This is a genomic window from Niastella sp. OAS944 (assembly GCA_024809215.1).
Lineage (GTDB): Bacteria > Bacteroidota > Bacteroidia > Chitinophagales > Chitinophagaceae > Niastella.
Genome location: JANUBW010000008.1, coordinates 358710 through 376741, shown reverse-complemented (window position 1 = coordinate 376741; position 18032 = coordinate 358710). Strand labels below are relative to the sequence as shown.

Annotated in this window: 13 protein-coding genes; 6 read left to right on the top strand and 7 right to left on the bottom strand. The window is 43.0% G+C overall.

Annotation, left to right across the window (positions count from 1 at the left end):
* Positions 1 to 10: 10 nt before the first annotated feature.
* The gene (locus GGD38_RS27985) at positions 11 to 1279 is read right to left on the bottom strand and encodes a TolC family protein (RefSeq protein WP_375302956.1); all 1269 of its coding nucleotides are present in this window, start codon (positions 1277 to 1279) and stop codon (positions 11 to 13) included.
* 38 nt (positions 1280 to 1317) lie between these two features.
* A complete protein-coding gene (locus tag GGD38_RS27980) occupies positions 1318 to 1935 on the bottom strand; it encodes a TetR/AcrR family transcriptional regulator (protein WP_375302957.1) in 618 nt (205 codons plus the stop codon).
* A 202-nt stretch (positions 1936 to 2137) separates the two neighbouring features.
* Between GGD38_RS27980 and GGD38_RS27975 the strand changes: the two genes are divergently transcribed.
* Positions 2138 to 2596, top strand: a complete 459-nt coding sequence (locus tag GGD38_RS27975) for a hypothetical protein (RefSeq protein WP_375302958.1) — start codon at positions 2138 to 2140, stop codon at positions 2594 to 2596.
* 66 nt (positions 2597 to 2662) lie between these two features.
* Here GGD38_RS27975 and GGD38_RS27970 read toward each other — a convergent pair whose 3' ends face one another.
* Positions 2663 to 3820 (bottom strand): homogentisate 1,2-dioxygenase, encoded by a 1158-nt coding sequence (locus GGD38_RS27970; RefSeq protein WP_375302959.1) that lies wholly within the window; start codon positions 3818 to 3820, stop codon positions 2663 to 2665.
* A 479-nt stretch (positions 3821 to 4299) separates the two neighbouring features.
* Between GGD38_RS27970 and GGD38_RS27965 the strand changes: the two genes are divergently transcribed.
* Together GGD38_RS27965 and GGD38_RS27960 are read left to right on the top strand one after the other, a co-directional pair.
* Positions 4300 to 4755 (top strand): SRPBCC domain-containing protein, encoded by a 456-nt coding sequence (locus GGD38_RS27965; protein WP_375302960.1) that lies wholly within the window; start codon positions 4300 to 4302, stop codon positions 4753 to 4755.
* Positions 4756 to 4771: 16 nt separating this feature from the next.
* A complete protein-coding gene (locus tag GGD38_RS27960) occupies positions 4772 to 5275 on the top strand; it encodes a metallophosphoesterase family protein (protein ID WP_375302961.1) in 504 nt (167 codons plus the stop codon).
* 104 nt (positions 5276 to 5379) lie between these two features.
* On the opposite strand, the gene GGD38_RS27955 is transcribed toward GGD38_RS27960, so the two are convergent.
* The 4 genes from GGD38_RS27955 to GGD38_RS27940 all read right to left on the bottom strand — a co-directional run bounded on the left by GGD38_RS27955 (position 5380) and on the right by GGD38_RS27940 (position 15208).
* On the bottom strand, positions 5380 to 6498 hold the full coding sequence (locus tag GGD38_RS27955) for a glycoside hydrolase family 18 protein (protein ID WP_375302962.1): 1119 nt from the start codon (positions 6496 to 6498) through the stop codon (positions 5380 to 5382).
* 280 nt (positions 6499 to 6778) lie between these two features.
* Complete coding sequence (locus GGD38_RS27950) at positions 6779 to 7807, bottom strand: PorP/SprF family type IX secretion system membrane protein (protein ID WP_375302963.1); 1029 nt, start codon at positions 7805 to 7807, stop codon at positions 6779 to 6781.
* Between the two features lie 33 nt (positions 7808 to 7840).
* Positions 7841 to 12634 (bottom strand): PKD domain-containing protein, encoded by a 4794-nt coding sequence (locus GGD38_RS27945; protein WP_375302964.1) that lies wholly within the window; start codon positions 12632 to 12634, stop codon positions 7841 to 7843.
* Between the two features lie 348 nt (positions 12635 to 12982).
* On the bottom strand, positions 12983 to 15208 hold the full coding sequence (locus GGD38_RS27940) for an aconitate hydratase (protein WP_375302965.1): 2226 nt from the start codon (positions 15206 to 15208) through the stop codon (positions 12983 to 12985).
* Positions 15209 to 15367: 159 nt separating this feature from the next.
* On the opposite strand from GGD38_RS27940, the gene GGD38_RS27935 reads away from it, so the two are divergent.
* The 3 genes from GGD38_RS27935 (at position 15368) to GGD38_RS27925 (ending at position 17951) form a co-directional block, all read left to right on the top strand.
* Positions 15368 to 15589, top strand: a complete 222-nt coding sequence (locus tag GGD38_RS27935; protein WP_081170161.1) for a PspC domain-containing protein — start codon at positions 15368 to 15370, stop codon at positions 15587 to 15589.
* Between the two features lie 67 nt (positions 15590 to 15656).
* Positions 15657 to 16676, top strand: a complete 1020-nt coding sequence (locus GGD38_RS27930; RefSeq protein WP_375303747.1) for a helix-turn-helix domain-containing protein — start codon at positions 15657 to 15659, stop codon at positions 16674 to 16676.
* A gap of 489 nt (positions 16677 to 17165) precedes the next feature.
* On the top strand, positions 17166 to 17951 hold the full coding sequence (locus GGD38_RS27925; protein ID WP_375302966.1) for a DUF4382 domain-containing protein: 786 nt from the start codon (positions 17166 to 17168) through the stop codon (positions 17949 to 17951).
* Positions 17952 to 18032: the final 81 nt, after the last annotated feature.

Below are 18032 nucleotides of genomic sequence, written 5' to 3'. Positions count from 1 at the left end.
ATAACTGTAATTATTGATTACCGGAGATAGTGCGGTAATTGATCTGTGCCTGTAACAGCTGTACCTGATGGGTAAGCAGTGACTGTTTGGCCTGGTCTTCGGCATTTACTTCTTTCAGGTAGTCGTTGGTGGTAATAACCCCATTGGTAAGTTGCGCCAGCGCCGCTTCTTTTACCTGGCCGCGTACACCAATGATCTGTTCGTCACTTTGTATCAATTGTGATAGCTTACTCACTTCCGCTTCCTGTTGTTTAAGCGAGGTATTTGTATTGAGTATGAACAGGTCTTTCTGCACATCAACCATGCGTTGATTAACCTGCAGGATCTCACGTTCCTTTTTGGTAGTATATAAATTTCCAAGTCCCCAGTTCAGCCTTGCACCGGCTATATAAAACAGATCGAATTCATTGTTCAACATATTCAAGCCCGGACGTCCATAACCACCCTGCACAAACAAGTTCACTTTAGGCCGGTTCTTTACGCTGATCATTTGATTCTGTACTTTGAATAACTCGTTCTGGTAGCTGTAATACTTCAACTCGGGTCGGGCAACCGATTCCTTTACAAGCGTCATGGGAATGGTGGGTTGTTCCAGTTTTACATCGGCAGGTAAATCGCGGTTAATGAACAGGCCTAACACATCAACCAAACCTTTGCGATTGGCATTGAGTTCAATTACCCGCTGGTCGTTCTTCATTAATTCAGCTTCCAGCGTTAACTGGTTCGAACGAAAAGCCGTTCCGTTCTTCACCATCGCTTCTACACGTTTAATACCTATTTCTATATCTTTTTTCACATAGCTTACCTGCTCCAATTGTGCATCAACCAGTAAAATACCTAAATATACCTGGTTAATACGCTCTTTCACTTTATACAGTTCCACTTCGGCTTTCTGTTCTTCCACCTGTGCATTGGCATTCTGCACATTCTTTTGCGCGCTTGTACTACCGCCGTCATATACCAGCTGCGTTAGCTCGGCCTGGATCTTGTATTGATCTTTACCGGGTGGATCTATCTTGATGCCCGGAATACTAACCGGCACACTGGTTACATCTGACTGATAGGTAGCCTGACCGCTGATATTCAATTGAGGAAGATACCCCTTACCCAGGTTCTCAATGGTTAAGTTGGCTGTTTGGCGTACCAGGTCTTTTTGCCTTATAACCGGGTAATGCTGCCGGGCCAGGTCATACGCCTGTTGCAGGGTAAGCTTGTCGTTCTGCGCGTGTGCGCCAACAGCAAATAGCAACACCGCTATAGGCAAGCAAAATTTAATCATAAGGTTTAACCATTTAGTTAATAGCATGATAAAAATTTTTATTTCTTTATTGAGTCTATTACAAATTGTACCACGGTCTTTTTACGCTGTTGCATCATCTTCATAAACTCTGCATCATTGGTCTTTGTAACCCATTGCACCATTGGTTTTGCCAGGAAAGGAAATATGCACAGGGAAACCATATTCACCATTAATTCATAGCCTTTAATAGGCCTTATTTCACCTTTCTTTACCAGTTTTGCTACATGTTCCTCTACTTTGTCAACCGGCGGCCGCTGATTGCCCCAGATCTTTGTCATCAATTCTTTAGGGTTGCGGTGTACTTCATTTAAAATGAAATTGGCCAGCATTGGATTCTGTATAAGTGTATCGATGTATTCACCTACAAACTTTTCTATCTTTTCAAACAGCGTAAGATCCGACAACATAATGTGCGTTACCTTGGGCATGAACTTTTGCGCCTCCTCTATAAATATGCGTTCAAACAGCTTGTCTTTGCTGCGGAAATAATAGTGTAACAAGGCTTTATTGATACCTGCTTTATCGGCAATATCCTGCATGCGGGCGCCATCGAGCCCATTTTCCATAAAGATCTGCTTGGCAGCATCCAGTATCTTTTGCTCTGCGCTTTTGTCGTCTTTTACCTCTTTAGCCATGTAGTTTAACCATTTGGTTAAACACAAAGGTAATATTGAAAAATTGATACCTGCAAGTTTTTCCTGAAAAATAATAGACGGGAGTACAAATAAAAAGTAACCTATTGTGAAATAAATTGAGCGACAGTGTATTGCAAATTGCTCTTATCGATGCTATATTTACGCCTGTTTAACCAAAACAATCTTTATCACATTAATTTTTATGAAGAAATTTTATTTCGCATCTCTGGCTACCATTCTTTTTTGTTCTTGTACTAAAACGATCGTAGAGCCGATCTATGAAGTTAGATTACAATTTCAGTATTCGGGAGCCAGATGGACCGATAACCCCAATTTTGTAACGCTGCCTTCCGCTACTCATTTTATCGATTTCGATAAAAAGGATTATCCTAAAATGGATTCTATAACGCTAAACGCGTCTTTGCTGACTGATGCGCTTACTGACACTGTGTATGTTCGGCTTTTCAATGTAACCGATAATGTAGAGATCGCCAATTCAACGCTTTCAGCATCTACGAACAATAGGACTGAATCAAAGGAAGTTCATACAAACAACCTGGCAAGTTCAATTCCTGATAAGAAGATAACACTGGCCATTCAGGTAAAAGGCATAGGAATGGGTTACGTTCTACCACCATTCCTGAAGTTAAGACGCAATTAACGAAACCACATAAAACAACAAGATCCCGCACATGGTGCGGGATCTTATTGTTTTAAAACATTCCAGCTATTCCGCCCAACTCATTGTATAACCAGCATTCTCAATTTCCAACGCTTCTTTTGTTAACTGTAATGGATGAAAGGTATCTACCATTACGGCCAGCTCCTTAGTTTCCTTTGCGCCAATACTTTTTTCTACTGCACCGGGGTGCGGCCCATGCGGAATACCTGCAGGATGCAGGGTGATCATTCCGCGGGTTACTGCTTTACGGCTCATAAAATCACCATCTACATAATACAACACTTCATCACTATCTATATTACTATGATTATAGGGCGCCGGTACCGATTGCGGATGATAATCGAACAAGCGGGGGCAGAATGAACACACCACAAAATTATTAGCTTCAAATGTTTGATGCACTGGCGGTGGCTGATGCACCCGGCCGGTGATAGGTTCAAAATCATGAATACTAAAAGCGAATGGATAACAATAACCATCCCACCCTATCACATCAAAAGGATGATGACCGTAGTGCAAATTGTACATCATGCCACGCTTTTTTGTGCGAATGAGGAAATCGCCTTTTGAATCGAATGTAGGCAGGTTTTGCGGCGGCCTGATGTCGCGCTCACAATAAGGCGAATGCTCGAGCAGTTGCCCGTATTTGCTTAAATACTTTTTGGGAAAGCGAATGGGACTGAACGATTCAACAATGAACAACCGGTTATCCTTATTTCTAAATTCTATTTGGTAAATGGTACCGCGCGGTATAACCAGGTAATCGCCATAGGCAAATGGCAGCTCACCATACATGGTGCGTAACACGCCCTCACCCTCATGTACAAAGATCATTTCGTCGGCATCGGCATTTTTGAAATAATAATCGTGCATTCCTGCCTGTGGTGCAGCCAGTACGATATGGCAATCGTTATTCACCAGCACTGGTGTACGGCTTTGCAAATAATCAATAGCCGGTTTTATTTTAAACCCTTCCAAACTACGATGTTTGAGCATCTTCTCTTCGGCCACTTTGGGCGATACATCGTACGAAGGTTCTGTTTTTATAATATCAGTTGGCGGATGCGCATGATATAATAATGAGTAATCGTTCGAAAACCCTTCGGTTGAGAACAATTGTTCTGCATACAACGACCCATCGGGTTTGCGAAACTGGGTGTGCCGTTTATGTGGTATGTTACCTAATCTATAATAGTAAGGCATAGCAAGGTTAATTTGATAATGAGATAATTTGCTAATGTGATAATGCTTAAGCTTTGAAGCGCCCGACAAATGGCGTTCTCCCTACTATGCAAAACACAAAAGCAGTTAAAATGTAGAAATAACGGAAGGAATTACAGAGACAATTCAAGGGTCTTGAGCAGAAATACATATTTCCAGCTCCGCTTATCTATCCAATATGTGAAATTGCGAAAGAATGGCATGGCAACAGCTAATGTGATAATGTGCTAATTTGCTAATGTGATAATGCTTGAACTTTAAAGCGCCCGACAAATGGCGTTCTCGCTACTAGGCAAAACATAAAAGCAAATGACAGATAAAGTTAACAAATAGGCAGAAATCGGCAAAGAGAACCTAAATGTTGAAATTTTATGGCGTTTTACCAATCGCCATTTGTACATGCGTCTTATCTTGCAGCCCGTTTTTAGAACCTCCAGGCAATAAATAATAAAAAACTACAGATGAAAAAGAACTTAATCCTTACCAAAGAAAGACATATTGACACTACCCCGGATAAAGTATGGGCCGTATTGACCGACAACCAATACATTGTTCAATGGTTGGGTGTGGAAATGATCACCAACTGGCAGGTAGACAGTGAGATCGCATTTACATTTGTGTATAAGGATAAAGAAGTGAAAGACAAGGGTACCCTGTTGCATTTTGAGCCAAACCAAAAGCTCTCCTATAATTACTGGAGTGTATTTTCGGCCACAGAAGATGTTCCTGAGAACTATTCAGATATCACATTCAATATAGTACCACAGGATAATGGCCTTTTGCTGCAATTGACACAAAGCAATTTTGCTTCACAAATGTTGTATGCGCATGCAGAAAGAAACTGGAACGAAACGCTTGATACCATAAAGAAACTGGCTGAAGGTGAAACTTCATGGTTACTCATGAATCGACCATAATAACAATACTCTTCGTATGACACGTATCGGGCTAATTTCCGACACACACGGTTTCCTCGATGACGCAGTATTCAAACATTTTGAAAACTGTGATGAAATATGGCATGCCGGTGATTTCGGAAATATAGCCCTTGCCAATAAACTGGCCGCCTTTAAACCATTAAAGGGCGTTTATGGCAATATCGACGGGCAGGATATCCGAAGTGTGTACCCCGAAAACCTTCGCTGGAACTGTGAGGGTGTTCAGGTTTATATGACACACATTGGCGGTTATCCGCCCAAATACAATGCGGTAGTAAAGAAAGAACTTACAGCCAACCCACCCCAGCTGTTTATCTGCGGGCACTCACACATTTTAAAAGTAATGTTCGATGATAAGCTGCAATGCCTGCATATGAACCCCGGCGCAGCAGGCAATCAGGGGTGGCACAAAGTGCGCACCCTGATCCGCTTTGTTATTGATGGAAGTAATATGAAGGATTGTGAGGTGATAGAGTTAGGAGGACGTACAGCTGGTTGAATCCCCCGGATCTTAAGTAGCCGTTGCAGGTTACAGGTTACCGGTTACCAATTGCCAGGTTCCGGGCACATAAACCCGACCCGTATTTCATTTTTCATTTCTCATTACTTTGTCTTCTTTACTTTTTCATCGTATATAACATCCAGTAACCCTCCAGAAAAAGTATCCTCGCCAAGCTGCCAAAACATAATACCATTGAGCTTTTTCTCTTTAGCATAGGCAGTTTTAAGCCGCATAGAGGTAGTATCATCATAAGTCACAAACAGCTTTTGCTGGGCATTATACATCCAGGGCGCTTTGGCAACCGGGTCCCAATGATATACAAAACCACTGTCTTTTGAAAGTACATTGGGATATCCTTTGAATGGCACTCCCCGTTTGAAATTGCCCGGGCGGTACAAGCCGTTATTTACGCTATCGACGTTCTCAAAAATGCGTGCATAAAAAGCGGCACCTATCACCAGTTTGTTATGGTGAATGCCTATTGAATCAAAGAAGCGGATAGCATTGTCGGCCGATTCTCTTTGTTGCGGAGTAGAATATATGGGGGTATGATGACCGGTAACTTTACTATAACCATGCACCAGATCGTAGGTCATTAAATTTACGCGATCGATCAGGGGCATTACTTTTTTCCATTCTATAGATTGTTCAAGGAAAGTGGTAAAACCGCCGGCCGCAAAACTGATCTCCTTCTTTGGGCCTATAGCTTTGCGCAGCTGCACTAATAACTTCGTAAAATTAGGCTTGTCTTCGGGAGTGAATTTATGATCGGGCGGGCCCTGAATGGCAGGATATTCCCAATCAAGATCGAGCCCATCGGTATTGGTATAATCGAGAAGTTCTTTAACCGATTGGGCAAACTCCGAGCGGCCAGCCTCAGTAGAAAATACATCGGAGCAGGTTTCGCAGCCCGTCCAGCCACCAAGCGATAACTGCACTTTTAGATCGGGATTTCTTTTCTTTAAACCTACCAGCTGTTGAATGGTAGCGGTATCGCGGGCATTGTCGATAGCCAGTTTATTTCCTTTTAAATGGCAAAAGCTGAAAATAATATGGGTTAGTTTTTCAGCAGCAAAGCTATCAACCTGTGCCGCTTGTCCGGCATAATAGGCTATAACGGCCAGTGATTGTTTATTGGCAGGCTTCTTTGCCTGGTTTTGTGAAAATACGTTTAAAGCAAAAGCAAGCAGGAACAACGTGTTTAAAGCAATTCGGGTCATTCGATGTGTGTTTGTTATTTAATAGTGCCTTACATTCGAAAAATGTAATGTACAGCACTTAACACAATCGATGATTACCACAATGGTGAATGGTCAATCGTCAATGGTGAATGGCCTCTTGAAATCGTGAAACGGCAGACGTGAAACGTGAAAGGGTTCGCTAATTTCCCAGCTTCGCTCACAATCTTGTACCACCCGAAATTCAAGCTGATCATCGACAAAACGCGAGCCTCGAAATTGAGCGTTCGTTTGCCGTTTCACGTTTCACGTTTTACGATTGCTAAAATCTCGGGCACATCACCTGGTCGCGCGAGGCATCGTTACGATCAAAAAATCCGATATATGACAATGACAATTCAAAGCCACCCCTACCCTGGCTGGCAGTTTTTAGCTGTGAAACGTTTACATCGTAACTTAGCGCCAGTGATATAGATCGCATATCAATTTTTACTACCGGAATGAATGCATCGTTCAAACGATAAAATCCACCAAAGTGCAACACGTAAGGTGCATCATCAACAAAGCTGCCCGTATTCAGTGAATACAATCCACCTGCTATGGTCTCTTTTACATTACCCTGTTTTGAGTGATCGGCCTGCAAGGTGAAATAAGAATAATCGTTCACCCGCCATTTTACACCTGCTGAAAAAACCATCTTCTTATTTAACTCGGTAGTAGCATCGCGGTAAAATGAATTCTTTGGTTTAGTAAGGTGGTGTAATGCAGCGCCAATAAACAGGCTGTTCATTCCATCCATGCCAAACGTTGTATTATAGCTCATGCCCACCGAAGCATCCCAGTCATTAAAATTCGGCATAGCAAATGTTTCACCGGTTGAAGCAGTTGATGAATAACCGCCCTGGTATTGGTTATTGGTGGTCATTTTGGTTACATCGATGCTTTTATGTATTAACCCGCCCATAAAGCCAAGCGATAAAAATTCTACTTTATCATTGCTTAATGATTTATGATAATTCAACGCCGGTAACACCTGCGTAGTTGTTAACCCAACTGTGCCCGCTTTATCAAATAATGTTTGTATACCTGCTGTTATAAAATCATTGGTGTTGCCAACAGGCATTTTATATTCAGCATTCAATGAACCGGTACGATAAGCTTTAGTAACACTGTTCCACTGATCGCGGTAAACACCCTGTACACGAATGTCGCCGGTAAAAATACCTGCCAGTGACGGGTTGCGTAATAAAGGCGCTTCAAAAAACTGCGAGAAGTGCAGGTCCTGGGCCTGTGTTGACATTGAGGCCGCCAATGCAAAGGCGGTTACGGCTTTTCTTAATAGGTTCTTCATGATATTGGATTGATTAATGGTACCCAAATTTAACTAACGTACCAGGGCCACATTGCCTTTATAGGGAACTATATTCGAATTATCACAGATTATATCTACGATATATACATAAACATCCATATCGGCTACCTTGCCATTTATCTTTCCATCCCAGCCTGCGGTTTGATCATTGGCCATAAAATTCCTTTTTTCAAACACCAGCTGCCCCCAACGGTTAAATACCCGTAATGAATGAATGGTGTGCAAACCCTTACCCCGCACATAAAATACATCGTTCATACCATCGCCATTGGGTGAAAAAGTATTCGGAATAAACCAGTTATCGCCATTACAAACCGAGTTAATAGTAATTTCATCTGAGGCCACACAGCCGCCGGGGTTGGTTGCAGTAACCTTATAGGTTGCGCTTCCCTTTACATCGGCCATTGGCGATGAGCAGTTTGTACAGCTCAGTCCGCCCGATGGCGCCCAGTTGAATGATGTAACATCCTTTGACCAGGTGGGCGATAACTGTACCGTGTTACCGGTATTTACTGTAGTATCGTTACCGGCAAAGATGGTGGGTATAGGGTAAACCTTTACGGTTACATGGCCGGTATCGGTAAAACAATTATCATTATCCTTTCCTATTACAGTATATACGGTTGTAGTATTGGGTGAGGCTTTGGGTGAAGCACTGTATGCATTGTCCAAACCGATCGATGGCGTCCATTGATATTGATCGGCGCCGGCAACATTCAGTTTCATTTGCCCGCCTGCGCAAAGCGTATCGCCAGGCTGAACCTGTACGTTAAAGGATTTACGTACCCGTACATTGATGGTATCGTTCTTTACACATCCTTTTTCCGACACACCCGTTACTACATAAATTGTATTATCAGCCGGGTTTATCATTGGCGTAGCGCATTGTGTACATGAAATATCGGGTGCACTTTGCCAGGTATACTGCACAGCACCAGAAGGTTTTAACATCATTGGCGAGCCAAGACATACCACCGCATCGCTGCCGGCATTGGTGTTTGGTAAAGGCCAGATGTTTACAGTTTGACGGGCCGTATCGTAGCAATAATCCTGATAAACGGTTTGCAGTTGCACCTGGTAGTTACCAGCCGCATTGTATGTATGGGTAACAGTATTTACATCGTTAGCCGATTGCCCGTTACCAAAGCTCCAGTGTTTTTTAAGCTGGGCGGCATCACCGGTAACAACAGCATTGAAATGCAATCCGCCGGGCATACAAGCTTCTTTATCGCCGGTAATAGAAATTTTGGGCGTTTGGTATACTTTAATGGTATCTGTAAGGGTGGCAACATCTTTACAACCATTGGCGGTTGTTACACTATGCTTAATGGTATAAATAGCCGCAGCGGTACCGTATTGATGTTTTGGATTGGCAAGGGTGCTAAAAGTTCCATCGCCAAAATCCCACTGGTGACCGGTTATATAATCATTAGCTACCGATCTATCAGTGAACTGAATAAAACCGCCGTTACAAAGGCGATAAGTATCCATATTTTCATTTGCGGTAACGCCAATTACATTGATGGTATCTTTTCCTACAACGGGTACCTGGCAACCATCACTGTCTATCAATATCATGCGGGGCACAAACTTGCCGGCCAGCTCATATGTGTATGATGAGGTAGCAACGGTTGAGGCACTGGTGTTACCATCGTTATAATCCCAGATGTATGATTGAATGTTATTACCAGAACCGGCGAACTCAACTTTCAGCGGCATACAACCTGTTGTTGGCGTATAAGTAAACGTACCTGTAGGGCCTTTTACAATCACTTTTTTCCACATGGTAGCAATACAACCACCGGGGGCCACTACGGTTTGAGTTGCCATATATTCACCCGGGATGTTATAAAAGTGAACAGGGTTTTCGAGGGTTGAAGTAGAACCATCGCCAAAGTCCCAGCTAAGTGATACATAGTTCTTTGCTTCGCTGGTAAACTTCACTTCTAGCGGCGGACAGTTTCCAATTGAATCTGACATTTTGAAACCTGCTATTGGCGTTACGATCTTTATATAGTCAGTGCGTTTAAGGCTATCACGGCAGCCAATAGGATCTGCGATCAACAGGTTAATTGTATAGGCACCATCGTGCGTGTAATGATGCACAGGATTTTGTTGATCACCTGTACTGCCATCACCAAAGCTCCAGCTGTATTGCAGGTTTTCGCCCGTTGAGGTATTGTTGAAATTTATTGGTTTGCCGGGGCATGAGCTGGTATCGGCAGTAGAAAAAGAAGCTTTGGGGTTTGAAATACTGATAGCGCCGTTGCCCGTAAAGTTATCGGTACAGCCCTTGCTATCGGTTATTCTTAAAGAAACATTATAAGAACCGCCGTTATCGTATTTATGAATAAAAGGCGCCCCCTGAACCGTTTCTTCTTTTCCATCGCCATACACCCATGTATATTGTACAATGGGGTGTGTACCATCAGTGGTACTCAGGTCGCGGAACGAGGCTGTATTATCTATACAGATCTTTTGGTTTACTGCTTCAAAGGCAGCAGCTGGTCCATTCACGCGAATATATTGTTGTTTTACCACAGAGTCAACGCAACTATTGATATCGGTAAACACCAGCACTACTTTATAATTGCCCGAGCGGCTGTAACTATGGGTAGCCTTGCTGCCGGTTTCGGTTGTACCATCACCAAACTGCCATACCATATTAATGATGTTGGCGGGGTTATAGTTACTGGCAGTGAAAACAACTTCATCTCTTGCACATAATTCTTTTTTATCGGCAGTAAAATCAGGATGCTCATCGGCAACAATAACCTGTTGCCACATGCTATCTATACAACCGCTGTTGGTGACAATGAGCCGCACCTTGTAAGTGCCCTTATTGGTATAACGATGAACAACATTTTTGCCGGTGCTTGTAGTACCATCGCCCAGGTCCCATTGCCAGGTTTGTGCAGCAATTGAGTTATCAGTAAAGGAGCGCTGATATTTATCGGCACAATCCATATTGGTTATAAAACGGGCCACTGGTGGGTTAATATGAATATAACCAGGTTTGTAAGCTGTATCAGAACAGCCTTTATTCGATACAATAAGCTTTACATGATAGTAACCGGTATCGCTGTATTGATAAATGGGATCAACGAGTGTTGAATAACCGCCATCGCCAAATTGCCATAACCACTGATCACCAGCCGGGGTACTTTGATTTACAAACTGAATTCCCTGGCTGCGGCATACATCGCGTTGTGTTGCATAAAATTCGGCCTTTGGACGCGGCGCTGTTTCTACCCCATTAGGCACTACGGCGCTATCGGTACAACCACTGGCAGTAGTAATAACCAGCTTCACCGTATAACTTCCTTCAGTTGTATAGGTCTTTACAGGCGACTGTTGCGTGGAAGTTGTACCATCACCAAAATCCCAATGATAAGAAACTATATTATCAGCAACATTTACCAAAGGGCTAAAAGGCACGGTAAAGGGCAAACAACCTTTTACCGGCAGGTTATTGATCTGTACCTGCGGACGGGCCACCTGAATTACATTTTGTTTAATGAGCGTATCCGAACAACCATTGCTACCTGTTAGTATCAGCTGTACAGTATAGTTACCAAACGCTTTGTATATATGTTTTGGATTGGCATCGGTGCTGGTAGCGCCATCGCCAAAATCCCAACGCTGGCTTACACTGCCACTTGTTGTATTGTTAAATTGAAAAGTTGCAGGAATGCTACATGCATACGTTTTATCACTGGTGAATGAAGTAGCCAGCCGTGGCAATACAGTGATTGTTTTGCTTATGGAATCGGGACAGGCTGCAAAGTAATTGACCAACTTTACAGTATAGGTTCCGGCACTGGGATAACTCTTTTGCGGACTGGCTTCGGTTGAATTATTACCATCGCCAAAATCCCAACGTACACCGCCCGGCACAGGTGAAGAAGTGTTAACAGGATAAAACGGTTCATTGGCACATATGCTGCCCGGCATAGTGAACTGGGTTTGCGTATTGCCCAATACAATTAAATTCTTTTTTATAACGGTATCGGCACAACCGCTATTGGTAATAGCAATAAGCGTTACGGTATAAGCGCCATTCGACATATATTTATGACGCGGATTTTTATCGGTAGATGTTTGTCCGTCGCCAAAATCCCATGTATAACTCACAGCACCCGATTCTACCGACTTATTATTAAAATCAATATCGAGCGGTGCATTACAACTGTTTTGTACGGGTGTAAAATCAAAGCCGGCCAGTACACCCGATGCTATTTTAATATGTTGTGGTTTACTAAAGCTTTTGGTGCAGCCGTTGGCACTGGTAACTTTTAACGTTACGGTATAGTTACCGGTACCAGTATACGTATGTGAAGGGCTTTTCTCTGTAGAAGTATTACCATCACCAAAATCCCAACTCCAGCTTGTGATAGCGCCATCGCTGACAAAGCTTTTATCGGTAAAAGTTACATGAAAGGGAAAGCAACCCACTGAATCAGATGTTTCAAAACCGGCCACCGGGTTATCAAATACGGTTATGTACTGTTGCTTTATAACAGAATCGGCGCCATTGGCAGTTTTCACCACTTGCTTAACAGTATAGGTACCTGGGGCAAAATAAACAGAAGAAGGGTTTTGAAATAATGAGATGGTACCGTTACCAAGGTCCCATCGCCAACTGGTGGGGTTACCGGTTGACTCATCTTTAAACTGCACTACCAGGGGAGAACAGCCTGATACATTATTGGCTGAAAAAGAAGCTTTCACTTGGGCATTCGACCGAGTTGCAAATACGGTCACACCGGCGAGGGCAAGCACAAATATTATTAACTGGTTCTTCATTGGATTGATGATAAATGGCTAATGGATAACTCATGTAAAAGTCGTGGTTCCTAACAGATCCTAATATTGGAAGGAGGCTTGTATTTGGAAGATTAAACACTAACCCTTATGCGTGGAAGTTGGGCTATTTAGTATGTTTATACACGAAGTATGTAAAGAGGGACTGTTACAGGTTACATGTTGCAGGGTGCAGGGTGCAGGGAATACAGTCGTTCGCGAGGCCGCGGGTTGTGATAAGTTACGAACCGGATCCCTGTAACATGAAACCTGTAACCTATAACTAAAAAAGGGAAGCTCTTCTTTGAGAAGAACCTCCCTTAATAATATATAAGTGATAACCTCTAAGGATTATCCTTTCGCAAACTGTGAACGAATAACATTCAATGCACCACCTGCTTTAAACCACTCAATTTGTTGTTTATTATAGGTGTGGTTCAATGTTATGGTATCCTTGCTGCCATCTTTATGGTTCAATACCATACTCAATGGTTTGCCAGGCTCAAAAGATCCCAGTCCAACGATATCGAAGCTATCGTCTTCCTGAATTTTATCGTAATCTTCTTTATTAGCAAACGTCAATGCCAGCATACCTTGTTTTTTCAGGTTGGTTTCGTGAATACGGGCAAAGCTTCTTACCACAATTGCACGAACGCCCAGGTGACGTGGTTCCATAGCTGCGTGCTCGCGGCTTGACCCTTCACCATAGTTCTCATCACCTACTACTATTGAGCCAATGCCTGCTGCTTTATAAGCACGTTGTGTAGCAGGTACCGGGCCATATTCGCTGGTAAGCTGGTTTTTAACTTTATCGGTTTCTTCGTTAAAGAAGTTTACAGCACCAATAAGCATGTTGTTACTGATATTATCGAGGTGGCCACGGAATTTCAACCATGGGCCCGCCATTGAGATATGGTCAGTAGTACATTTACCTTTTGCTTTAATAAGAAGTTTCAAACCTTTCAGGTCGGTTCCTTCCCAGGCAGCAAACGGTTCTAACAATTGCAAACGTTGCGATTCGGGCGATACTTTTACCACCACACCGCTGCCATCGGCTGCAGGTGCATCATAACCGGCATCTTCTACAGAAAAACCTTTAGGTGGTAATTCATAACCTGTAGGCTCATCGAGCATTACTTCTTTACCGTCTTCGTTCTTTAATTTATCTTTTAACGGGTTGAAGGTAAGGTCACCCGCAATAGCGAATGCTGTTACGATCTCAGGAGAGGCCACAAATGCGTGGGTAGACGCCAAACCATCGTTACGTTTTGCAAAGTTGCGGTTAAACGAAGTAATGATCGAGTTCTTACGGTTAGGATCATCGATATGACGGGCCCATTGACCAATACAGGGTCCGCAGGCATTTGCCAGCACCACACCACCTATACTGGCGAATGTATCAAGGAAACCATCTTTTTCAATGGTGTAACGTACAACTTCAGATCCGGGGGTAATAGTGAATTCAGACCGTGCTTTCAGATTTTTATCAACAGCCTGTTTTGCCAGCGAGGCAGAACGGCTGATATCTTCGTATGAAGAGTTGGTACAAGAACCTATAAGCGCAACTTCCAGTCTTTGGGGCCAGTTGTTAGCTTTAACCGCTTCTGCAAATTTAGAAATAGGCCATGCCAGGTCGGGAGTGAACGGACCGTTCACATATGGTTCCAGTTCATTGAGGTTGATCTCAATTAACTGATCGTAGTATTTAGCCGGATCTGCGTACACATCTTCGTCGGGGCGCAGGTGTTCTTTGATCTGTGTAGCCAGGTAAGCTACATCTTCGCGACCGGTAGCAGTGAGATAAGAGGCCATTTTTTCGTCGTATGCAAACAGTGAGCAGGTTGCACCAATTTCGGCACCCATATTACAAATGGTAGCTTTACCGGTAGCGCTCAGGCTGTCGGCGCCTTCGCCAAAATATTCAACAATAGCACCGGTGCCACCTTTTACGGTTAAAATACCAGCCACTTTAAGGATCACGTCTTTAGCTGCCGTCCAACCACTCATTTTACCGGTTAATTTAACCCCAATGAGTTTGGGCATTTTAAGCTCCCAGGGTAAACCGGCCATCACGTCAACCGCGTCGGCGCCACCTACACCAATGGCAATCATACCCAAACCGCCGGCATTGGGGGTGTGAGAATCGGTACCGATCATCATACCGCCGGGGAATGCGTAGTTTTCCAGCACAACCTGGTGAATGATACCAGCGCCGGGTTTCCAGAAACCGATGCCATATTTATTGGAAATAGAGGCGAGGAACTCGTATACTTCTTTATTTACTTCGTTTGCCGTTTTAAGGTCTTCCTTAGCTCCGGTTTTAGCCTGAATAAGGTGATCACAATGCACAGTTGAAGGTACAGCCACTTTAGCCCGGCCACAGGTCATGAACTGCAAAAGTGCCATTTGCGCTGTTGCGTCCTGCATTGCTACACGGTCTGGGGTAAAATCTACATAATCAACCCCACGATCATAGGCTCTTTCTGCCGGAACGAACAGGTGGGCATATAATATTTTTTCTGCTAATGTGAGAGGCCGTCCTACCAGTTTACGTGCCTCAGCGACCTTCTCGGGCATTGCAGCGTAAACCTTTTTGATTAAGTCCAGATCAAAAACCATGATTTTTCGTTTAAGAAGTGATCAAACGTATAAAAAAAGTGTTCCAAAGTTACCTAAAATTGGATTGGAGGAAATTGTATGCTTGCAGATTTTTGTTTAATGTTTTAATTTAGAGCCATGAACCGGTTCAGATATTTTATAGAATGGCAAGCTTTTGGCGTATGTTCCGCTATTGGTGAACGACTTGGCATTGCCACGTCCCGCATTCGTACCTGGTTTATATATGTATCCTTTCTAACTATGGGTTCTCCGCTTATTATTTATTTCATTCTGGCGTTTTGGATGAATATTAAACGGTACATCCTGTCATTACGCCGTAACCCCCTGAAATATCAATAGAACCTTTGCCTCCTGATAGATAACCTGCCACTATTGAACAGGGCGGGTATGAATTTTTTTTGTGAGCATGTTAAATATAGGCTCTGTGTTTGAATTTGATTATACCGATACCAATTTCGAGCAATTGGTGCACGAGATGGCCGCAACCTTAAGGGTAACGGTCCATAACGATCAATTGTTCTTTCCCGAAGCCATTGCTACCGGCAGTCTGCGGCACCTTCACGTGCCCAATGGCCTGCATGCCTATATTATGGATTGCACTTTCCATAAGGACTGGCATATTCATACCAACAAATCGAATGAAGAGTACTATACCTTACGCTTCGATGAACTCACCATTCCGCAATCACTTACCATTTCGGTTGCCGATGAAAAAATAAGGGGAAAGAATACCAATAAGGCACTGGCTTACCTTACCAGTTCGCTTTACAACTGGTCGTACGAAGGCACAGCCGATTGCGCCTACAAAGGCTTACATATTGTTTTCAGTAAACGATGGCTGGCCCAGTACTTTGAAATTGAACGGGTAGAGGAAGTGTTGTCGTCTTATATTTCATTAAAGGCCGAAAGCATAAATATAGTACCGTTAGATGCGCGCTATCGCCGGTGGATGAAGACCATCGGCCATGTTGAGGATACCAATCCATTACGGCTTACCATATTGCAAAACCGCATGATGCTGTTGATAGAACGGTTCTTCAGCAGCCTGTTCGAAAAAATGAGCAACCCTGCCTACCGGCTGCCGCTTACACATGAGGACATTGCCCGGGTAATGCATATTGAACGTTTGCTTACCAGAAATGTACTGCAAACTCCGCCCTCCATTCAGCAGCTCGCTAAAATTGCCGCCGTTAGCGAATCGAAGCTGAAAAAGGATTTTAAAACCATGTACAGCTTTCCTATTTATGAATACTTTCAAAAAGCGCGCATGCATGCCGCGCAGGACAAATTACTTACCGGTAAATTCTCTGTAAAAGAAGTGGCAATGGAGCTGGGATATAGTAACCTTAGCAACTTCACTATTGCGTTTAAAAAAGAGTTTGGGATACTACCGAGTCAGTTGCTTGCTCAGAAGAAAACAATCTGATATTAGGTTGCCGAAATAAGAAGTACGAAGTATGAAGTATGAAGTATGAAGAGAACTATACTTCAGGACTCATAGCTTCGCAACTCATTGCTTCGCACTTTATAGGGTGCTTACCTTCTTATTAGTTCTCCTACTTCTTACATCCTACCTCCTACTTCTTACATCCTACTCCTACTTCCTAACAAAATGTTAAATTCGATGTAACAACACGAAGTTTACTTTTTGCGGCTACGGTTATGCCTATATTAGTTACCAGATAGTAAAACTCCGGTACAGTTTTCCGTATAACTACAGATACACAAAATATTTCACCTCCCCGTTTTTAAATCCAATTTTAGATGTTGAAAAATGTTAATAAATATTTTTTTACATCTTAATTCCTTTGATAAACAATCTTTTATGGCTCCCTTCGGGAGCTTTTTTCATATAAGACTTTTTTGTATGGTATAATTTATGTTGTTTAGCGCACACATAAATTTTATTCACTCTATGAAATCCAAATTTCTACTGTTCCTATTCGTGTGTTCACTGTTTACCGTTTCTTTGAGTTCCTGCTCAAACAAAGATTCCGACGAAAAGGCTAAACTGGAAATCCGTTTAACAGACGATCCGGCGGCTTACGAAGCTGTTTATATCGACATTAAGGATGTTCAGATCAATGTAACCGGCGATGACGACAAAGGCTGGCAGTCAGTAGCCAATGTTCAAAAAGGCATTATCAACCTGCTCGACCTGGTGAATGACAAAGACACCCTGTTGTGCAAAGCCGACATTCCTTCTGGCAAACTGCACCAGATCCGCCTGGTATTGGGTACCAACAACTCTATTGTTTCAAATGGTGTTACTTATCAGCTTGAAACGCCCAGCGCAGAGCAAAGTGGTTTAAAGCTGAATGTTCAGCAAAACGTTACCGGTGGCATTCTGTACACTATTTTGCTTGATTTCGATGCAGGCAGATCAGTTGTAACCAGCGGCAGTGGCAAGTTCATTTTGAAACCCGTTATCCGCACTGTATTGAATGCAGTTGGTGGAAGTATTAAAGGTGTGGTTGCACCCAGCTCAGTACTTACTGCTGTATATGCAATCAATGGTACCGATACCATGACCACCTTTACTGATGCAACCGGCGCTTACCTGATCAAAGGTGTTCCGCCAGCTACTTATAAAGTACAATTCTGGCCTAAAGATCTAACTTACAAATCGCAGGAGAAAACAGGCATTAACGTTACTACCGGTAATGTTACAACTGTTGAAACTGTGACGTTGCAGAAATAGCTAGTAGCAAGTGGGAAGTGGCTAGTGGGACCTAATTTTAAGTCTCGCTACTGTTTTCTAGCTTCACTAATTCCAAATACA